At 73.3% G+C, this 18910-nt stretch carries 19 protein-coding genes; 13 read left to right on the top strand and 6 right to left on the bottom strand.

The genetic code is table 11. The annotated features are described in order from the left end of the window. Window positions 1-47: 47 nt before the first annotated feature. Entirely contained in the window at window positions 48-857 is an 810-nt protein-coding gene (locus tag ACZ51D_RS10640) for an alpha/beta fold hydrolase (protein ID WP_360507467.1), read from the top strand. A 59-nt stretch (window positions 858-916) separates the two neighbouring features. Here ACZ51D_RS10640 and ACZ51D_RS10645 read toward each other — a convergent pair whose 3' ends face one another. Beyond that, window positions 917-1858, bottom strand: a complete 942-nt coding sequence (locus ACZ51D_RS10645) for an ArsR/SmtB family transcription factor (RefSeq protein ID WP_465661869.1) — start codon at window positions 1856-1858, stop codon at window positions 917-919. 293 nt (window positions 1859-2151) lie between these two features. On the opposite strand from ACZ51D_RS10645, the gene ACZ51D_RS10650 reads away from it, so the two are divergent. After that, the gene (locus tag ACZ51D_RS10650) at window positions 2152-3540 is read left to right on the top strand and encodes an alpha/beta fold hydrolase (protein ID WP_465661871.1); all 1389 of its coding nucleotides are present in this window, start codon (window positions 2152-2154) and stop codon (window positions 3538-3540) included. A 155-nt stretch (window positions 3541-3695) separates the two neighbouring features. Here the strand turns inward: ACZ51D_RS10650 and ACZ51D_RS10655 are convergent, their stop codons facing one another. Both ACZ51D_RS10655 and ACZ51D_RS10660 read right to left on the bottom strand, forming a co-directional pair. Continuing rightward, a complete protein-coding gene (locus ACZ51D_RS10655) occupies window positions 3696-4253 on the bottom strand; it encodes a hypothetical protein (RefSeq protein WP_465617144.1) in 558 nt (185 codons plus the stop codon). After that, window positions 4250-5392: a serine hydrolase domain-containing protein gene (locus tag ACZ51D_RS10660; RefSeq protein ID WP_465661873.1), complete on the bottom strand. Its 1143-nt coding sequence runs from the start codon at window positions 5390-5392 to the stop codon at window positions 4250-4252. The genes ACZ51D_RS10655 and ACZ51D_RS10660 overlap by 4 nt, the downstream gene beginning before the upstream one ends. A 164-nt stretch (window positions 5393-5556) precedes the next feature. Here ACZ51D_RS10660 and ACZ51D_RS10665 point away from each other — a divergent pair, with 164 nt between their 5' ends. Both ACZ51D_RS10665 and ACZ51D_RS10670 read left to right on the top strand, forming a co-directional pair. Then, a complete protein-coding gene (locus tag ACZ51D_RS10665; RefSeq protein WP_465661875.1) occupies window positions 5557-6117 on the top strand; it encodes a DUF3885 domain-containing protein in 561 nt (186 codons plus the stop codon). Between the two features lie 162 nt (window positions 6118-6279). Continuing rightward, window positions 6280-7722, top strand: coding sequence for a pyridoxal-phosphate dependent enzyme (locus tag ACZ51D_RS10670; protein ID WP_465661877.1), 1443 nt, complete (start codon window positions 6280-6282; stop codon window positions 7720-7722). 7 nt (window positions 7723-7729) lie between these two features. On the opposite strand, the gene ACZ51D_RS10675 is transcribed toward ACZ51D_RS10670, so the two are convergent. Then, window positions 7730-8404 (bottom strand): TetR/AcrR family transcriptional regulator, encoded by a 675-nt coding sequence (locus ACZ51D_RS10675; protein ID WP_465662031.1) that lies wholly within the window; start codon window positions 8402-8404, stop codon window positions 7730-7732. Between the two features lie 225 nt (window positions 8405-8629). Between ACZ51D_RS10675 and ACZ51D_RS10680 the strand changes: the two genes are divergently transcribed. The 6 genes from ACZ51D_RS10680 to ACZ51D_RS10705 all read left to right on the top strand — a co-directional run bounded on the left by ACZ51D_RS10680 (window position 8630) and on the right by ACZ51D_RS10705 (window position 14010). Continuing rightward, complete coding sequence (locus ACZ51D_RS10680) at window positions 8630-9673, top strand: ATP-binding cassette domain-containing protein (protein ID WP_465661879.1); 1044 nt, start codon at window positions 8630-8632, stop codon at window positions 9671-9673. Further along, window positions 9673-10494, top strand: a complete 822-nt coding sequence (locus tag ACZ51D_RS10685; protein ID WP_465661880.1) for an ABC transporter permease — start codon at window positions 9673-9675, stop codon at window positions 10492-10494. The genes ACZ51D_RS10680 and ACZ51D_RS10685 overlap by 1 nt, the downstream gene beginning before the upstream one ends. A 68-nt stretch (window positions 10495-10562) precedes the next feature. Next, window positions 10563-11549 (top strand): aldo/keto reductase, encoded by a 987-nt coding sequence (locus ACZ51D_RS10690; protein ID WP_465617158.1) that lies wholly within the window; start codon window positions 10563-10565, stop codon window positions 11547-11549. A 160-nt stretch (window positions 11550-11709) separates the two neighbouring features. Then, window positions 11710-12348 carry a TetR/AcrR family transcriptional regulator gene (locus ACZ51D_RS10695; protein ID WP_465617160.1) on the top strand — a complete coding sequence of 213 codons (639 nt, stop codon included), beginning with the start codon at window positions 11710-11712 and terminating at the stop codon, window positions 12346-12348. A 151-nt stretch (window positions 12349-12499) separates the two neighbouring features. Continuing rightward, window positions 12500-13090, top strand: coding sequence for a DUF4188 domain-containing protein (locus ACZ51D_RS10700; protein WP_465662033.1), 591 nt, complete (start codon window positions 12500-12502; stop codon window positions 13088-13090). A gap of 269 nt (window positions 13091-13359) precedes the next feature. Continuing rightward, the gene (locus tag ACZ51D_RS10705) at window positions 13360-14010 is read left to right on the top strand and encodes a C39 family peptidase (RefSeq protein WP_360492283.1); all 651 of its coding nucleotides are present in this window, start codon (window positions 13360-13362) and stop codon (window positions 14008-14010) included. 72 nt (window positions 14011-14082) lie between these two features. Here ACZ51D_RS10705 and ACZ51D_RS10710 read toward each other — a convergent pair whose 3' ends face one another. After that, complete coding sequence (locus ACZ51D_RS10710; protein ID WP_465661881.1) at window positions 14083-14934, bottom strand: SCO6745 family protein; 852 nt, start codon at window positions 14932-14934, stop codon at window positions 14083-14085. A gap of 281 nt (window positions 14935-15215) precedes the next feature. On the opposite strand from ACZ51D_RS10710, the gene rpe reads away from it, so the two are divergent. The 3 genes from rpe (at window position 15216) to ACZ51D_RS10725 (ending at window position 18020) form a co-directional block, all read left to right on the top strand. Next, a complete protein-coding gene (rpe, locus tag ACZ51D_RS10715; RefSeq protein WP_465661883.1) occupies window positions 15216-15899 on the top strand; it encodes a ribulose-phosphate 3-epimerase in 684 nt (227 codons plus the stop codon). A 150-nt stretch (window positions 15900-16049) separates the two neighbouring features. Further along, window positions 16050-17009, top strand: coding sequence for a pirin family protein (locus ACZ51D_RS10720; RefSeq protein ID WP_465661884.1), 960 nt, complete (start codon window positions 16050-16052; stop codon window positions 17007-17009). Between the two features lie 225 nt (window positions 17010-17234). Next, window positions 17235-18020, top strand: coding sequence for a sensor histidine kinase (locus ACZ51D_RS10725; RefSeq protein ID WP_465661886.1), 786 nt, complete (start codon window positions 17235-17237; stop codon window positions 18018-18020). On the opposite strand, the gene ACZ51D_RS10730 is transcribed toward ACZ51D_RS10725, so the two are convergent. Continuing rightward, the gene (locus tag ACZ51D_RS10730; RefSeq protein WP_465661888.1) at window positions 18017-18517 is read right to left on the bottom strand and encodes a universal stress protein; all 501 of its coding nucleotides are present in this window, start codon (window positions 18515-18517) and stop codon (window positions 18017-18019) included. The genes ACZ51D_RS10725 and ACZ51D_RS10730 overlap by 4 nt on opposite strands. Window positions 18518-18910 lie beyond the last annotated feature (393 nt).

An 18910-nucleotide genomic window follows, 5' to 3' on the forward strand; every position in this document is an offset into this window, starting at 1 on the left:
TTGTGTCAGGCTGGTGGGGGAGCACCGCCGAGATCGGGAGGCTCGTGATGGCCGAGACCAGGGTGAACGGAGTGGCGCTGCACTACGAGGCCCACGGTGAGGGCCCCGGCGTCGTCCTGGTGCACGGCTCGTGGAGCGACGGGGACTCCTGGGCGCGGGTGGTGCCCGGCCTGGCGGAGTCCGCCACCGTCGTCTCCTACGACCGCCGGGGGCACAGCCGCAGCGAGGACCCGCTCACCCAGGGTTCGGTGTACGAGGACGCGGCCGACCTGGCCGGGCTGATCCAGGGGCTCGGCCTCGCTCCGGCCTTCGTCTACGGCGACTCCTACGGCGCGCTGGTCACCCTCCGGCTCGCCGCCGCCCGTCCCGACCTGCTCCGGGGGATCGCCGTGCACGAGCCGCCCGGCACCGGCATCCTGCTCGCCGACCCGGACCTGCGCCCGATCGGCACCGCCTTCGCCGACCGGATCGCCGCCGTTCGGGAGCTGCTGGAACAGGCTGAATCGGCCGCGGCCGCCGAACTCTACGTGGACAGCCTCGCCTTCGGGCCGGGCGCGTGGGAGCAACTGCCCGCCCCGATCCGGCACACGTACATCCGCAACGCGCCCACCTACCTGGACGAGCTGCGCGACCCGGACGCGCTCGACCTCGACCTCACCGGGCTGGCCCGGTACCCCGAACCGGCGCTGCTCACGCAGAGCGACGACAGCGCGCCGATGTTCGGCGAGGTGCTGGACCTGATCGACCTCGCCCTGCCGAAGGCGGAGCGCCACCTGTACACCGGTGCCGGCCACGCCCCGCACCTGTCGCAGCCGGAGGAGTGGGTGCGGGTGGTCCTCCCGCGCGCGCTGGCCTGAAACCGGCGGGGGCTGAGTCCGGCAGTGGCTGAGTCCGGCGGGGGCTGAAACGCGGCGGGCTACCGGGTTGCCAGCATCTCCTCCCCGCGCGGCGTCCGCCGGTACAGCACCTCCCGCCCGCTGCGCACCCGGCTGACCAGGCCGGAGCGGTGCAGCACGCCCAGGTGGTACGAGACGGTGCCCGCGCTCAGGAAGTGCCGGGCGGCAAGGTCGGCGGTGGTGATCGGGTCGACCAGCGCGGCCAGCAGGTCCGCCCGGGTCGGTCCGAGCAGCTGCGCCAGCGCCGGGGTGGGGGTCTGCGGGACGGTCGGCGGCTTGCCGACCGGGTACATCAGCGTCGGCACCCGGTGGCAGCCGTCCACCGGGTCCAGCATGACGTGGATCCTCCGGCTCACCAGGGTCGGCATCAGCAGGACCATCCGGGCCGGCAGGGCCACGTCGAAACGGCTCTCCAGCAGGATCAGCCCGTCGGCCCAGGAGAGCTGCGGCGAGAGGGAGTTGAACAGGGAGCCGGTGCCGTACCGGGCCAGGTGGCGGCCACGTTGGTCGACCTCGGCGTCCAGGACGCCCCGGGCGTCCGGCCAGTACGGCGCGAGGGCCGACTCCCAGTACCGGCCCAGCTCGTCGGCGACCCGCTCGGCGAAGTAGCGCGGGCCGCGCTCCAGTGAGCGCAGCACCACATCAGGGAGCTGACGGCCAGCCAGATTGGCGGCCGGCAGCCCGTGTCGGACGGTCTCCAGCTCCGCCCGTACCCGTTTCGGGTCGGTGCGGCGGACGGCCTCCAGCTGCTCCGCCACCGTCGGGTCCGGCCCGGAGGGGTGCGGGGAGAGGAAGTCGGGGATGTAGCCGCCGTCCTGTTCCAGGGCCAGCCCCGACAGCAGCTCCAGCTTCTCCCGGCGCAGCACCCGGCGGGTGCGGCCCACCCAGGCGTACGGCCCGGTACGGGAGTTGAGCGAGGAGGCCATCAGGGTGTTGACCGCCTCGTGCAGTGGCGAGACCACGAAACGGGTGCGGGCGAGCCCGGTCGAGTCGATCGTGAGCCGGATCAGTGTCCTTCCCCCTGTCGAACTGTCGAACTGTCGAGTCGCCGAACTGTCGAGTCGCCGGACTGTCGAAACTGTCGAGCCGTCGGGCTGTCGAGCCGTCGGACACGGCCGGATTTGCCGGGCTTCCGGCAGGCGACGATTCGACACTGGTCGAATCCTGGCATGAATGCTCGCGTTCGAAGTCGCCCGGGCCCAAGCTGACTCCGTGACCGCGTCAGCACGGACGCGGCGCGACCGGAAGGACGAACATGACGAGCACGCGCGGCCGCATCGCCGCCCTGCTGGGCGCCGTCGCGGTGGTCGCCGGCACCACCGTGGCCACTCCTGCCGTCGCGGCGCCGGACGCACCGGCCCGGCACGGCGGAGGGATCACCGGGCAGGCGCCCTGCCAGGGCGCGCCCGAATTCACCTGCGGGACCATCACCGTGCCGCTCGACCACAGCGGCGCCGTCCCCGGCACCCTCCAGCTCGACGTGGCGATGACCGGGAACACCGACGCCCCCAAGGGCGACCTGCTGTTCCTCACCGGCGGCCCCGGCCAGCCCGGCGTGCCGCTGATCCAACGGATCGCGAGCAAGATCGAGCCCGTCCTCAAGGACTACCGCCTGGTCATGTTCGACCAGCGCGGCACCGGTGAGCGGGCCCTGCAGTGCCCCGGGCTGCAGGAGGACATGGGCTCCTCCGACCTCGCCCCGCCCCGCAAGCAGTCCGTCACCGACTGCGCGGCCACGCTCGGCCCGAACGCGCGCTTCTACAGCACCGCGGACACCGTCGCCGACATGGACCTGCTGCGCCGGGACCTCGGCGACCACCGCCTCACCATCGACGGCGTCTCCTACGGCACCTTCGTCGCCGAGCGGTACGCCCTCGCCCAGCCGGCGCACGTGGCCCGGCTGGTGCTCGACTCGGTGGTCCCGCAACAGGGCTACGACCCGCTCGACCTGATCGCGCTGCCGGCCACCGCCCGGGTGCTGCGGGCCGCCTGCCAGGCCACCGGCTGCACCACCGACCCGGCCGCCGACCTCGCCGAGACCGTCCGACGGTACGGCAACGGGGCGCAGATCCTGGACGCCCTCACCAGCTACGAGTTCGTCGACCCGAACTACGGCGGCGTGCCGGAGTCCCTGCACGAGGCCGCCGCCGGGCAGCCGGCGAAACTCCAGGCCTTCATCGACGCCGTCCACCAGGGCGATGCCGCCCCCGCCGAATGGCTCAGCCAGGGCCTGCACGCCGCCACCCTGTGCGCGGACGGGCGGTACCCGTGGGGCACCTCGGACACTCCGGTCGAGGGCCGGGCGGCGGCGCTGGAGCGCACCCGGCAGCAGCTGACCACCCAGCAGACCTGGCCGTACGACGCGGCGACCGCGACCGGGCTCGGCAGCCTGCTGGTCTGCCTCGACTGGCCGCGCGAGCAGGTGCCGCCGACGCCGCCGGCCCACCGCAAGCTGCCCAACGTGCCGGTGCTGCTGCTCGGCGGCGACCGTGACCTGTCCACGCCGTACGAATGGCTCTACCAACAGGCCGCGTCGACGCACGACCCGCAGATCGTGATCGTCCCCGGGGCGTCGCACTCGGTGCAGACCCGGGCGGCGAACCCGGCCGGGCGGCAGGCGGTGTACGACTTCCTGCTGAAGTAGCAGGGGAGACCGGGGAGTTCGGGGAAGTCAGGGGGCTCGCGAGCTCGGGGGACTCGGGGAAGACCGGCGGCGGGCCGTTCCACACGGGGGTGGGAACGGCCCGTCGCCGGTCGGGGTCTCCCGGACGGCCCGCCACCGGTGCGGCCGTGCGGTGCTCAGTGGTCGCCCGTACCCCAGCCGTCGGCGGGCTGGGTGGGGTCCGGCTCGGCGCAGTCGTCGTGCTCGTAGCCCCACAGGATCACCTTGTACAGCCTGAACTCCTCCAGCGGCGGCTCGTCGTAGTCGGGCCGGTTGCTGAGGACCAGCTCCACGTGGACGTCTTCGACCGGCTCGAAGATCAGGTTCCGCTGGTCCGTGAGGTTCTCGTACGTCACCGTCTGCCATGTGTGGCCGGTGGCGGTCAGCGCGGCCATCAGCTCGGTCTCGGTGACGATGGTGTCGAGCGTCACCAACTCGCCACCCGGCCGGGGGAATTCGAGCTGGTCATTCCAGGCCGACAGGGACAGTGAGTGGAGCCGGCGGCAGCGGCAGAACACCGTCATCACGTCGCCCCAGTGGTAGGCGCGCGGCCAGCGGCTTTCGCGGTGGATCCGGCCCTGGTCCCACGGATCGCCGTAGTGGGCGGCGAGTTCGGGCAGCGAGGCGCCGTAGCGCAGCTCGCCGAGGCTGCCGGTGGTGGCCAGGCCGGTGAGGACAGCCATGAAGTCCGTCATCCCAGGCACCCGCGCACCGCGTCGATCAGTCGGGTCGCCCGGGCGTCGCCGTGGCCGATCATCCGGTTGGCGACGTAGCCGAAGCCGATGCCGAACTCGTCGTCGCCGAAGGCGAACTGGCCGCCGGCGCCGTCGTTGCCGAAGCTGCGCCCGCCGAGCAGCCTGCGGAAGGCGGGGGAGTCGAGCAGTACGCCGGAGCCCCAGCGGGCGCCCATGTCGAAGCCCAGGAAGCCCGTGCCGGAGGAGACTTCGCGCACCGCGTCGGTGACCGTGTCGGGCGAGAGCAGCCGCTCGCCGCCGTCCAGGCCGGTGACGGCCGCGGCGTACAGGCCGGCGAGGCCGGTGGCAGAGGCGACGGCGCCCGCGCCGGGTAGCTCGATCGCGTGCAGGGCCGGGTCGTTCCAGCCGTGCGGCACGTCCAGGCCGGGGAAGGCCAGTGCGCCGTTCATCGTCACGATCCGGGTGAGCAGGTGCTCCGGGCCGGGCATCGGACGGCGGCCCTCGGCCTCCACCAGTCGGGCCAGGCGGGGGAGTTCGCCCTCCGGCAGGCCGAGCCAGACCGGCAGGCCGAGCGGCTCGGCGAGTTCCTTGCGCAGGAACGCGCCGGGGGTCAGACCGGTGATCCGGCGGATCAGCTCGCCGACCGCGAAGCCGAACACATGGCCGTGGTACTCGTAGGCCGTGCCCGGCTCCCAGAGCGGCTCCTGCGCCTCGATCGCCCGGATCACCGGCTCCCAGGCGGCGATCTCCTCGAAGGAGAGCACCGCGTCCAGCGCCGGGAGGCCGGCGCGGTGGCCGAGGATCATCCGGGTGGTGATCGACTGCTTGCCGTTCCGCGCGAACTCGGGCCAGTAGCGGGCGATCGGCGCGTCCAGGTCGAGCCGGCCCTGCTGGGCGAGCAGGTGCGCGCAGATGCTCACCGGGCCCTTGGCGCACGAGAAGACCGGCACCACGGTGTCCTGCGTCCAGGCCCGGCCGGTGCGCTCGTCGGCCGTGCCGCCCCACAGTTCGACCACCTTGTGGCCGCCGGCGAACACCGTGACGGCGGCGCCCAGCTCGGGGAACTCGGCGAAGTTGCGCGCGAAGGCATCCGCGACGGCGCCGAAGCGTTCGTCGGCCCAGCCCTGGTACTGCTGCATGGTGTGGAGCCCCGTTCTGCCCTCAAGATCAGCGACCGGACCACGGTACGGGAGCCGGGCGGCCGTGACGAGGGGATTTCACACGCCGGGGCTGGAGAGGTGGGTGTGACAGACTCGCGGGCGATCCGGAGCAGAACCGGAGGAGAAGCGACGGAGGGGGTCCGGTGGACCGGGAGGCGTTGACCGCGCTCTGGCAGCGGCGGTGGCCGGGCTGCGAGCCCGTAGGGAACGGGCTCTACGCGGAGGGGCGGGACGTCTGGGTGCGCTTCCACAGCCTGCCGGAGTCCAAGCGCTACCCCGACGACGAGCGCGAGTACGCGATCGTGCTGGAGCGCTACAACACCGTGCTGGACGAGCTGTTCGCCGGCACGGAGGTGTACGTGATCACGCCGGAGTGGACGTCGGAGCCGCCCGCCCCCGCCGCGCGCCCGGGAACGACCCACTGGCGGAGCTGGCAGCAGACGGACGACCCCGACCCGGAATTCTGGATCCACCGCCACGCCTTCGTCGAGCAGCGCCCGTGGCGGCGCGGCTGCCTCGACGGGCTGCTGCGACGGGTCGCCGACGACGAGGTGGCCGGTGTGATCATCACGGACACCGAACTCCTGCGGGTCTACCACCCGTACGACGGCGGCGCGGACGTCTTCCTGACCACGACGCAGGAGCGCGACCGGCTGAAGGAGCGGCACAGCGAGTGGCTGTCGAAGCACCCGCAGGGGTACTGACCGAGGTCGACTCGCGGTCGGCCGGCCGGCCGACCGGCGGGGTCTGGGTCTGGGTGTGGGTGCGGGTGCCGGTGTGGCTGTGGGATGGCTGGCGGGGCGCGGGTGTGGGAAGGCTCGGTCGGGACGTCCCCACGCGCCGCACCGGATCAAGGAGAGCCCAGGATGACCGCAGTGCACGAATCCGTCCTCGACGCGATCGGCGGGACGCCGCTGATCCGGCTCGCCCGGCTCGGTGCCGGCATCGCGGCGCCGATCTACGCCAAGGCCGAGTTCCTCAACATCGGCGGCAGCGTCAAGGACCGCGCCGCGCTGTCCATGGTCCTGGCCGCCGAGCGGGACGGTCTGCTCAAGCCCGGCGGGACGATCATCGAGGCGACCTCCGGCAACACCGGCATCGGCCTGGCCATCGTCGGGCGGCGGCGCGGGTACCGGGTGATCGCCGGGGTGTCGGAGAAGTCGGCGCCCGAGAAGTCGGACATCCTGCGGGCGTACGGCGCGGAGGTGGTGCGCGCCACGACCACCGTGCCGCGGGAGGATCCGCGGCACCTGTTCAACGTGGTCCAGCGGCTCGCCGCGGAGATTCCCGGGGCCTGGCTCGCCAACCAGTACGACAACCTGGCCAATCCCGATGCCCATGTCCGGACCACCGGTCCCGAGATCTGGGAGCAGACCGGCGGCCGGGTGACCCACTTCGTCGCGGGCGTCGGCACCGGCGGAACCGTCACCGGCACCGGCGGGTACCTGCAGCAGGTGTCCGGCGGCGCGGTGACCGTGGTCGGCGCGGACCCGGAGTCCTCCTCGTACGGAGGCGGGGACGGCAGCCCGTGGTTCGTCGAGAGCATCGGGCACTTCCTCCACCCCGAGACGATCGAGGACCGCTGGCCGCAGGCCTACCGCTCGGAGGTGGTCGACTCCTTCGAACGGATCCCGGACCGCGAATCGCTGCTGACGGCACGCCGGCTCGCACGGGAGGAGGGCATCCTGGCCGGCCCGTCCTCGGGCACGGCGGTGGCGGCGGCGCTGCGGGTGGCGCGGCGGCTGGGCCCGGACGACCTGGTGGTCGTGCTGCTGCCGGACTCGGGACGCTCGTACCTGTCCAAGGTGCACAGCGACGTGTGGATGCGGGAATGGGGCTTCCTGGAGGAGCCGGGGGAGACGGCGGTGCGGGAGGCGCTGGAGGCGGCGGGCCCGCCGGTGACGGTCCCCGCCGACGCGACCGTAGGCGAGGCGGTGGAGGCGCTGCGGGCCGTGCCGGGTGGCGTGGCACCGGCGGTGCTGGCGCGGGCGGCGCGCCCGTTCGGGGTGAGCGCGACGGAGGTGGTGGGCTCGGTGTCGCGGGAGGTGCTGGCGGCGGTGCTCGCGGACGGCGGTGCCAAGCCGGGCGATCCGCTGGGCGCGCTGCTCGGGTCGGCGCTGCCGACGGTGGGCGTCGGGCAGTCGCCGGCCGAGGCGCGGGCGGCCCTGGCGGGGCCGACCGGGCAGGTGGGGCAGGCCGGGCAGGCCGGGCAGGCCGGGCAGGCCGGCGGGGGTGGCCACCCGGCCGTCCTGGTGCTGGTGGACGGGCGGGTGGCCGGGGTGCTGCCGCGGGAGGCCTTCGCGAACTGACGATCCGTCAGATGGCGCCGGTGGGTGTCAGGATGGCGGAGATCACCCGGTCCAGCGTGCGGTCGAAGGCCCTGTCCGGGTCGGCGGGCGGGCCGGCGGTGGCGAATGCCTGCGCCAGGTGCGGGAATTCGCCGCTCATCGCCGCCTGGCTGAGGTAACCGACCAGCTCCGCCTGCCACTTGGCGCCCGCAGCCGCCGTCTGCTCGTACTGCGCGAACTGGGTGACGAACCCGTTGAACAGTGCCATCGCCTCCATCCGGGCTCCGCCGCCGAGGCCGGTGGGGGCGGTGACGGCCAGGAAGTGGTCGGTGTAGCGCAGGGCGTTGGGGCCGAGGCTGGGACGGGCCAGCAGCAGCGCGGGCAGCCAGGGGTGGCGGCGGGAGATGTCGAGCTGCTGGTGGGCGAGGTCGGCGAGGTCGGCCCGGACGTCGCCGCTCGGCGCGGGCGGCAGCCGGTACTCGCCGGTGACCGCGTCGAGCATCAGGTCGAGCAGGTGCTCCTTCTTCGGAACGTAGTTGTAGAGCGACATCGTGCCCGCGCCGAGCGCCGCCGCGACCCGGCGCATGGAGACCGCGTCCAGGCCCTCGGCGTCGGCGATCCCGATGGCCGCGGCGGCGATCGAGTCGCGACTGTGGGCCGGGCGCGGGCCGCGGCCGGTGCGCTCAGGGCGCAGCCAGATCAGTTCTGGGGCCTCGGGGGGTGTGGGCCTGCCCGGCTGCTGCGCAGCGTCGGGGCTCTTTCGGCTCTCGGAGCCGGTGGGGGTCTTGCTGGACGGCACTGGAAGATCACCTCGCTCTCCCATCTTAGAGACGCTTCCGGATCGACCCCTTAGATACGTACGTCGTACGTAGTACGATTGCGTCCGCATTCGCTTCTACGTACGCTGTACTTAGAGAAGGGCAGAGCCATGTCCGACACCACCCGGCCCGCCATCGAGATGGCGGGCGTGGCGAAACGCTTCGGCGCCACCCAGGCCCTGCGCGGCCTCGACCTCACCGTCCCCGCCGGCACCGTCTGTGGCCTCCTCGGCCCCAACGGCGCCGGCAAGACCACCGCCGTCCGCGTCCTCGCCACCCTGGTCGCCCCCGACCGCGGCACCGCCAGGGTCGCCGGACACGACGTCGTCCGCGCCGCCGAGGACGTCCGACGCTCCATCGGCCTCGCCGGGCAGCACGCCGCCGTCGACGAGGGCATCACCGGCCGCGACAACCTCCACCTGCTCGGCCGGCTGCACCGCCTGGGCGCCCGCCGGGCCCGGGCGCGCGCCGACGAACTGCTGACCCGCTTCGGCCTCGCCGAGGCCGCCGACCGGCTGGTGCGCACCTACTCCGGCGGCATGCGCCGGCGCCTCGACCTCATCGCCAGCCTGGTCACCAGCCCGCCCGTACTCTTCCTGGACGAGCCGACCACCGGGCTCGACCCGCGCAGCCGCCAGGAAATCTGGGACACCGTCAAGGAGTTGGCGGACGGCGGCACCACCGTCCTGCTCACCACCCAGTACCTGGAGGAGGCCGACCGGCTCGCCGACGACATCGTCGTCGTCGACCACGGCGCCGCCATCGCCACCGGCCCACCGGACCGGCTCAAGGCGGCGATCGGCAGTCAGGTCTCCGTCACCCTGGCCACGCCCGGTCAGCTCGCCTCCACCGCCGTGGTGTTGTCCGCGATGACGGGCGGCGACGCGCAGGTGGACGTCGCCGAGCGGACCGTCACGGTGCTGACGGCCCCCGGCGTGTCCGTCCTGTTGCCCTCGCTGGTGCGGGAGTTGGACGGGGCGGGGGTCGTCGCGCAGGACGTCGCGGTGCGGACTCCGTCGCTGGACGACGTCTTCCTGGCGCTGACCGGCCGGTCGGGCGGGGCCCCCGCCGAGCCCGCCGAGTCCGCCGAGGCCGGGGCGCCCGCCGAGCCCGCTGAGGTCGGAGGGCCCGCCGAGGCCGGGAGGGCCGCCTGATGGCCACCGTCGTGTACGCGGCCCCGCGATCGTCCACCGTCGGCCGGCTGCTCTCCGACACCTGGACGTCGATGCTCCGCATCCTGCTCAACTACCGCCACTCACCGGGCCTGTTGGCCGCCTCGCTGGGCGTCCCGGTGATCATGGTGGTGGTCTTCGGGTACGTCTTCGGCAGCGCGATGCGGGTGCCGGGCGGCGGCGACTACCGGGAGTTCCTGATGCCCGGGCTGTTCGCCATGGTCGCCACCAACGGCATCATGCCCACGATGGTCGGCGCCGCCCGCGACGTCGGGCGCGGCGTCACCGACCGGCTGCGCTCCATGCCGGTCTCCCGTACCGGTCTGCTGCTCGGACAGACCCTCGCCGACCTGCTGGTCAGCGCGGTCGTCCTGGCGCTGCTGGCACTGGTCGGGCTCGCCACCGGCTGGCGGGCCCGGCACGGACTCGCCGACACCGCGGGGGCGTTCGCACTGCTGCTGCTCTTCCGGTTCGTGATGACGTGGGTCGGCACCCTGCTCGGCCTGACCGTCGGCAAGGAGGAGGCGGCCGGCCAACTCTCCGTCGTGGTCTTCCCGGTGGCGATGATCACCAACGCCTACGTGCCGACCGTCGGCATGCCCGGCTGGCTGCGCTTCGTCGCCGACTGGAACCCGATCAGCTCCGTCGTCCAGGCCTGCCGGGAGCTCTTCGGCAACCCCTCGGCACCCGGATCCGCCTGGCCGGCGCAGCACGCCACGCTCGCCGCGCTGCTCTGGAGCGCCGTGCTGCTCGCGCTCTGCATGCCGCTCGCCGTACGGAAGTTCGCCACGCACGGGCGGTGACCAGGGGTTCCGGCGCGCCCGCGAAATGTGCTGGACAGCGGGGTCGGTGTGGTCTTGGGTGGGGCGCCATGGAGTACACCCACCTCGGCCGCACCGGCCTGACCGTCTCCCGCCTCTGCCTCGGCACCATGAACTTCGGCCCGCACACCGAAGAGGCCGACGCCCACCGTCTCATGGACACCGCCCACGACCGCGGCATCAACTTCTTCGACACCGCCAACAGCTACGGCCGCGACAGCGAGGGCAACCTCAAGGGTCGCACCGAGGAGATCATCGGCCGCTGGTTCGCCCAGGGCGGTGGCCGCCGCGAGCGCACCGTCCTCGCCACCAAGGCCTACGCCGACATGAGCGACTGGCCCAACGGCGGCAAGCTCTCCGCGCTCGCCATCCGCAAGGCCGTCGAGGCCAGCCTGCGCCGCCTGCAGACCGACCACATCGACCTCTACCAGATGCACCACATCGACCGGGCCACGCCCTGGGAAGAGATCTGGCAGGCGATGGAGATCCTGGTCGCCCAAGGCAAGATCATCTACGTCGGCTCCAGCAACTTCGCCGGCTGGCACATCGCCCAGGCCCAGGAGGCCGCCCGCTCCCGCCACTTCCTCGGCCTGGTCAGCGAGCAGTCCCTCTACAACCTGCTCGACCGCGCGATCGAGCTCGAGGTCATCCCCGCCCTCCAGCACTACGGCCTCGGGCTCATCCCGTGGTCGCCGCTGCGCAGCGGCCTGCTCGGCGGCGTCCTGCGCAAGGAACGCGAGGGCACCCGCGACCGCAGCGGCACGGGCTACGCGAACGAACTCCTCGCCAAGCACCGCGACCGCATCCAGGCCTACGAGGACTTCGCCGACGAACTCGGCACCGACCCCGCCGACCTCGCCCTCGCCTGGCTCCTCTCCCGCCCCGCCGTCACCGCCCCCATCATCGGCCCCCGCACCCCCGCCCACCTCGACGCCGCCCTCGCCGCCCTCGACCTCGAACTCGACCGGAAGACCCTCGACCGCCTCGACGAACTCTTCCCGGGCCACCAGCCCGCCCCGGAGGACTACGCCTGGTAGGCCACCCGCCCCCGGCCGGGGCCGGGCATTGCGGGGATCGTCCGGCCGGCGGGGATCCGCGGGACCTGCTCGGCCACCTGCCCGGGTGGTTCGGTGCCGCCGCCGGCTGGGCGCGGGACGTCGACTCCCGGGCCCGGCCGGCTGTGGTAGCAAGGCTGGTATGAGGGAGACGAGGGAACGGGGCGGGGAGCGGGGGGCGTACCACCACGGGGCGTTGCCGGAGGCGTTGGTGGCGGCGGCGTTCGAGGTGTTGGACGAGCAGGGGCAGGAGAAGGTGAGTGTGCGGGAGGTGGCGCGGCGGGCGGGGGTGTCGGCGGGGGCGCCGTTCCGGCACTTCGCCGACCGGCAGGCGCTGTTGACCGCGTTGGCGGACCGGGTGCTGGCGGACTTCGTGCGCTGGCAGGAGGCGCAGGTGGCGGCCGCCGGGCCGGATGGGGGGCCGGACGGGGGGTCGGTGATGCGGGCGGTCGGCCTGGGCTTCGTCCGGTACGCGGTGCGTCATCCGCGGCGGTTCGAGCTGGTGCGCTCGCGGGTGTTCGCGGCCTCGCGGGAGCCGGAGCTGCGGGAGCAACTGGACGGGATCGACCGGGCGTTGATGGATGTGGTCGCCGCGGACCAGGAGGCGGGCCGGTTGCGTCCCGGGGATCCGGCGCTGGTCGGGCTGGCCGGGCAGGCGCTGGTGTACGGGCTGGCGCAGATGATCGTGGACGGCTACCTGCCGACCGAGAAGGCGGAGGAGCTGGCCGCGCAGGTACTGGACACCTTCGGTCAGGGGATCGCCAACCAACCTGCGCAGTAGCTGAATTGTGGCGGTTGCGAGCCTTGACCGGGTCATCGTGCGCTGATGTAATCACCGCTTACATGGGGTGCGGGTTCGGCGCGGGGAGGCCGGGATGTCCACAGGTCCGGGATCACGTGCGGGAGGGACGGGTTCGCCGTTCGTCCGCTCGGTGTTCGCCAAGCCGCTGCGGGGCTACACCACCGCCGCCGCCACCGGCGACACCGTGGTGCTGCTCATCGGCATGCGGATCAACCGGTTCTGGGCCGTGCACCACTGGGGCCCGGTGATGTTCGCGATGTTCCGGATGCTGTACGAGCTGCGCCGCGGCTCCGAGCGTGGCGCCGAGCGCGGTCTTCTCGGCCGCATCCTGCTCACCGCCTCGCCGCGCACCTACTACGTCGTCCAGTACTGGGAGTCGAAGGAGAGGCTGTACGGCTACGCGAGCGCGCCGGACGGCTTCCACCACACCGTGTGGGGCATCGCCAACCGCAAGCTGCGGGAGGGCAAGGCCCGCGGGCACGTCGGGCTCTGGCACGAGACGTACATCGTGCCGGAGGGCGGGTACGAGTCGATCTACTTCGACATGCCGCCGTTCGGTCTGGCCGGCGCCACCGGTGCGCTCCCGGTGGAGGAGCGCGGACGGCACGCGACGCAGCGGCTGGCCTACCGGTCGAGCGAGACCGGCGGGGCGGGAGACTCCGCCGGCGCCGGGAAGCGGCTCGGGGACACAGCCGTCGGGGACGGCGCGACGGGCGCGTAGGTGGCGGTGGCCGGCGAGACGGGTGAATCGGGCGAGTCCGGCCCCATGGCGACCGCCAGGTAGACCCATGGCGCCAGGAGAATCGTCGCGCCCGTCGCCAGTAGGGCCAGTACCCCCAGGAAGACCTGCTTCACCGTTGCTCCCACGTCCTCGACCGTCCTTGTCCACCGCGTGATCACGGTACGGAAAGCCGCAGGTCGGCCGCCTGAGTACGGATACTCAGGGAGTGTCGTGAGTTGTCCGGCCGCCCGGCGTGAGAGCGTCGGGGGATGGTGGATCAGGGCAGCGCCGCGCGGCCGGCGCGGGTGGTGCACGAGGTGCCGTACCGGGCGCAGTGGGAGTCCCCGGAGCTGGTGCGGGAGATCGTCGACGGGCGGTTGGACGCGTCTGCGGACCCGCGCTGGGGGCAGTCCGGGGCGGCCGGCCCGACGGAGTACGCGTGGTGGTCGTGGCGGCTGTGCGGGGTGGCCTGCCTGCGGATGGCGCTGGAGCACTGGTGGGGCGTGACACCGACGGCGATGGCGCTCGCGGGCGAGTGCGTGGCGGCGGGCGCCTACGTGCGGGACGGTGAGAGCCTGCGCGGGCTGATCCACCTGCCGTTCGCCGACTACGTCCGGCGGCGGTGGGGACTCGCGGCGCACGCCCGGGAGTTGACGCCCGAGGAGGTGTCGGCCGAGGTGGCCCGCGGACGGCTGGTGATGGTGTCGGTGCACCCGTCGATCCGGGAGCCGGGCGGTCCGGAGCCGGTACGGCGCGGCGGCCACCTGGTGCTGGCGGTGGGCGCCACGGACACGGCGCTGCTGATCCACAACCCGTCCGGTTTCCCGGGGGAGTCGCAGGCCTTCGCGCGCGTGCCGTGGCGGTCGTTCGGGGCGTTCTACGCCGGGCGGGGGATCGTGCTCGGCCCGCCGGGGGAGTAGCGGAGCTGGGGAGCGGCAGAGCAGGGACTAGGGGAGCAGGCGAGTAGCGGAGCAAGCGGAGTAGCGGGCGGCCTACGGGTTGTCGGGCAGCCCCGCCGGGTTGACCGGAAGTTCGCTGCGACACAGTGCCGATATCGGTTTCAACGCCGCCGCCAGTCGGTCGAGTTCGGCGCGCGGGTAGTCCTCCCACACCCGGGTGGCGGCCAGGTCGGTGGCGGCCTCGACGGCCTGGTGGCGGATCCGGCCGAGTTCGGTGACCGTGCCCGCGGCGGTCAGCCAGCCGCGCTCGACCAGGCGCTCCGCGGCCGCCTCCCACTCGGCGTCCGTCCATCCGCGCAGCGGCTGGATCATCTCGCGCCGCATGTCCATCGCGCAGCGGACCACCAGCGCCTCGCAGCCGTCCAGCCCGGCCGCCACCAGCGCGGCCACGTGGCCGTCCCCGCGGTGCTCGCGCATCACGGTGGCGGCCTGCCAGAGCCGCTCGTACAGGCCGGTCGGCCGGGGGAGCGCGGTGTTGGCGGCGGCCAGTACCCGGCCCGCGCAGTCCAGCCGGGACGCGACCTGCTCGAGGGTCTCCGCGACCAGCTCGACCTGCTCCGGGTTCACGTGCTCCAGCAGCCGGGCCAGCGTCGCCGCCGAGCCCTTCAGCCGGGCGACCAGCGCCTCCTCCGGGCTCGCGTGCGTCCACACCTCCGGCAGCGCGCGCTCGACCATCGCCGGGGAGAAGTTGAAGAACGCGGCGACCACGGGCGTCGCGTCCACCGCGCCGAGCGGGGCCGAGCGGCTCGCGAAGTAGCTGTGCAGGCGGCCGTGCAGACCGGCCTCCTCGAAGGCGGCGCGCCCCTCGGGCAGGAAGTAGGTGACGGCGTGCACCGGCTCGAAGAGCCACCACAGTGCGCGGGCGGGGTGGACGAGATCGGCCATCGGAAGACCTTCCTCGGACGGAGCTCCGGGTGGAAGCGGGAGCTCGGCTGGTTGGGACGGCCCGGCGGACGCCGCGGCGGCCCGTGCCTGGACCGCTGCGGCGGGTGCGTGGACCGCTTCCATGGCTGATGACCACAGCGGCGCCCCCGGTAATCCCCGGCGGGGTGTGATGACGGTCACGCGCAGGCGGCGGTAGGCGGTCGGCGGCCGTGCGGCGCGAGATGATGAGCCAAGGCGCCCGCTGCCGGGGCGCCCCAGCCCTCATGTGAAGGTAGTCGGTCATGGCCCAGATCAACCCCAGCATCCTGTCCGCGGACTTCGCCCGGCTCGCCGACGAGGCCGAGGCCGTCCGGGGTTCCGACTGGCTGCACGTGGACGTCATGGACAACCACTTCGTGCCCAACCTGACCCTGGGCGTCCCGATCGTCGAGTCGCTCGCCCGCGCCACCGACATCCCGCTCGACTGCCACCTGATGATCGAGGACCCGGACCGCTGGGCCCCCCAGTACGTCGAGGCGGGCGCCGGCTCCGTCACCTTCCACGTCGAGGCCGCCGCCGCGCCCGTCCGGCTCGCCCGCGAGATCCGCGCCAAGGGCGCCCGGGCGTCGATGGCGCTCAAGCCGGGCACGCCGATCGAGCCGTACGAGGACCTGCTCCCCGAGCTCGACATGGTGCTGATCATGACCGTCGAGCCCGGCTTCGGCGGCCAGGCGTTCCTGGACATCATGCTGCCGAAGATCCGCCGCACCCGGGAGCTGATCGCCAAGCACGACCTGGAGCTGTGGCTGCAGGTGGACGGCGGCGTCGCCGCCGGCACCATCGAGCGCTGCGCCGAGGCGGGCGCGGACGTGTTCGTGGCCGGCTCGGCGGTGTACGGGGCGGAGGACCCCGCGAAGGCGGTCCGCAACCTGCGGGACCTCGCCGGCAAGGCCTCGGCGGACGCCTGGTGGGCCTGCCGGCACTGAGCCGCCGCAGCTCACGGCGGTCGCCGAGTCGCCGAGTCGCCGACCGCCGGATGGCCGGGCGCGGGTGGAGGAACGTCGGACCGTGACGGATGATCGGTGACGACGAACCCCTCTCCGCCCGGCCTTCCTCGTACGGTGGTGGAAACCGCGATGAGCAACCTCGACCTCAAGCCCACCCCGACCGCCTGCGGCCGCGAGGCCAGCAGCGGCCCGGTGAAGGAACTGTTGGCACCACGTCAATTCCCGCTCGGTGGAAGCACGGTGGTCCGCCGCCTGCTCCCCAACCTCGGCCGGCGGATGGTCGGCGCCTGGTGCTTCGTCGACCACTACGGCCCGGATGACATCGCCGACGAGCCCGGCATGCAGGTCCCGCCGCACCCGCACATGGGCCTGCAGACGGTCAGCTGGCTCCACGAGGGCGAGGTGCTGCACCGCGACAGCCTCGGCAGCCTGCAGACCGTCCGGCCGTACGAACTGGGCCTGATGACCTCCGGCCGGGCGATCTCCCACTCCGAGGAGTCCCCGCGGCCGCACGCCCGCCACCTGCACGGCGCCCAGCTCTGGGTCGCCCTCCCGGACGCCCACCGGCACACCGCCCCCACCTTCGAGCACCACCCCGACCTGCCCGTCGTCACCGCCCCGGGCCTGCGCGCCACCGTCATCCTCGGCACCCTCGACACCGCCATCTCGCCCGGCACCACCCACACCCCCCTCGTCGGCGCCGACCTCGCCCTCACCGAGGGCGCGGACCTCCGGCTCCCCCTCGTCCCCGACTTCGAGTACGCCGTCCTCGCCATGTCCGGCCGCGTCGACGTCGACGGCGTCCCCGTCGAACCCGGCTCCATGCTCTACCTCGGCTGCGGCCGCCCCCACCTCCCACTCCACGCCCACACCGACGCCGCCGTCCTCCTCCTCGGCGGGGAACCCTTCGACGAGAAGATCGTCATGTGGTGGAACTTCATCGGCCGATCCGGTGACGAGATCGTACAGGCACGAACCGACTGGGAGAAGGGCTCCCGGTTCGGCGAAGTCCAGGGCTACGACGGCGGCCGACTGCGTGCGCCCGAGCTGCCCGACCTCCCGCTCAAGCTGCGCGGGCGGAGCCGCTGACCTGGGCGAACGTCGGCAGCGGGCATGCGTACGGTCTCTGCTGACCGGCATGTAGGGGTGTTGCCCGGCCGACGGGTCGAGGGGTGGTTCAGGGGGTCGCCGGTGGTGCGCGAGCAGCTGAGATGAGGCCTTCTCGGTTCTCATGTTCGAGAGCGTTTGACAGGGTCTGCTCGGATGGATGCTGACCTCTTGCTGACTCTTCTGACGTAGCGTCGGGCAAGGCGGGTGGATGGTGTCGGCCAGGTCGGCGGCGGACCTGCTGCTCGCCCGTCTGCCGACGCGGTCGTGCTCTGCGCCCCGCACCGGGGGATCATGGAGCTGGCCCTGCACGCCACCCTGCTGGAGGCCGTGGCCCACGACTTGCGCGAGCCGCTGGCAGGGATCAAGGCGTCGGCTTCGAGTCTCTGTTCCGAGGAGGTCGACTGGCCGCCGGAGGACGTCCGCCACCTCTCGGTGATCATCGACGCCGAGGCGGACCGGCTGAACCGCATGGTCGCCAACCTGCTCGACCTGAGCCGCCTCCAGGCCGGGCGGGTGCCGGCGACCCTCTGGCCGACCGACCTGGCGGACGTCCTGGTCGCGGCCGTCGGCAGCCTCCCGTCCGGTGGCCCGCCCGTGGTCCTCGACCTCCCCGAGGGGCTCCCGCGGGTGGAGGCCGACGCCGGGCTGCTGGAGCGGGCGCTGGCGAACGTCCTGGCCAACGCGCTGACCTGGTCACCGCCCGGCGCCCCGGTCCGGGTGGACGCGGGCGCCGTGGCGGACCGGGTGGACGTGCGGGTCGTCGACCACGGCCCCGGCATCGGCGACCAGGAGCGCGAGCACCTCTTCGAGCCCTTCCACCGCAGCCGCTACGGGCCCGGCGGCCGGGTCGCGGGCGTCGGGCTCGGCCTGACCGTCGCCAAGGGCTTCACCGAGGCGGTGGGCGGCGAGCTGACCGTCGAGAGCACCCCCGGCGGCGGCACGACCTTCGTCTTCGGCCTCCGCCGGGCCGTGGCGGCAAGCCCCGGTTAGGCGGCCCGCCGCACCCCAGTGGCGAGGGGGATCGGCGCGCCGCTTCGGGCGGCGGACTCCAGGCTGCGCAGCAGGTCCGACGGTCGGACGGTGACCACCGGGCACCCGGCGTGCGTACGGCAGTAGTGGGCGACGGATCCGTGCAGGGCGTGCCGCAACCGTGCGTGGCCGGCGGCGCCGACCACGACCAGGTCAGTCGGGGAGGTCACGGCGGAGACCAAGGCGGGGCCGGCCTCGCCGCGGACCACCACGGGGTGGACGACCAGGTGGGCGGGGTAGCCGCCGAAGGCCTGCTCGAAGGCGGTGTCGAGGCGTCGGCGGGCTGCGTGTTCCAGCTCGGAGAGCGGGCGCAGTCCGTCCGTGTCGGACGGCTGCCAGGCGGTCACCGGCACGAGGACCGCTCCGCGCGCGGTCGCCTCCGTCACCGCGCGGTGCAGGGCGGCGAGACTGCCCAAGGACCCGTCGAGTCCGACGATCACACGCGTGGCGCCGGTCATGGCCGTTCAACTCCTTCATCGTGCGGGCTGCTGTCGGCCCGCACGTCCAGTGAAGTCCGCAGCCGCTGCGGGCGGACAACCGCTGACAGAACCATGACGCCCGGGGATCGGGTCTTGGCGACTCCTTGACGACAGCCGGCTCGTCGGTCGAGGCCGAGTGCTCAGCGGGCGCGGGCGGGTCCGGTCAGACGTGGTCGAGGCGCTGGCCTCCCTGGGGTCCGTACCAGGTGAGGTCGATGCCCTCCGTGGGTTCGGCGGTAGGCGTCGACCAGGCCGAGTGCGCCGAGGGAACAGTAGAACTCGTAGTCGTGGTCGGCGAAGAGCGCGCGGCTGGCCGGCGGGTCGCGGGCTGCACGCCCCATTCCGCAGACTCGCACGCGCCTCCACCGTCCC

The organism is Kitasatospora sp. NPDC033851, from assembly GCF_055576085.1.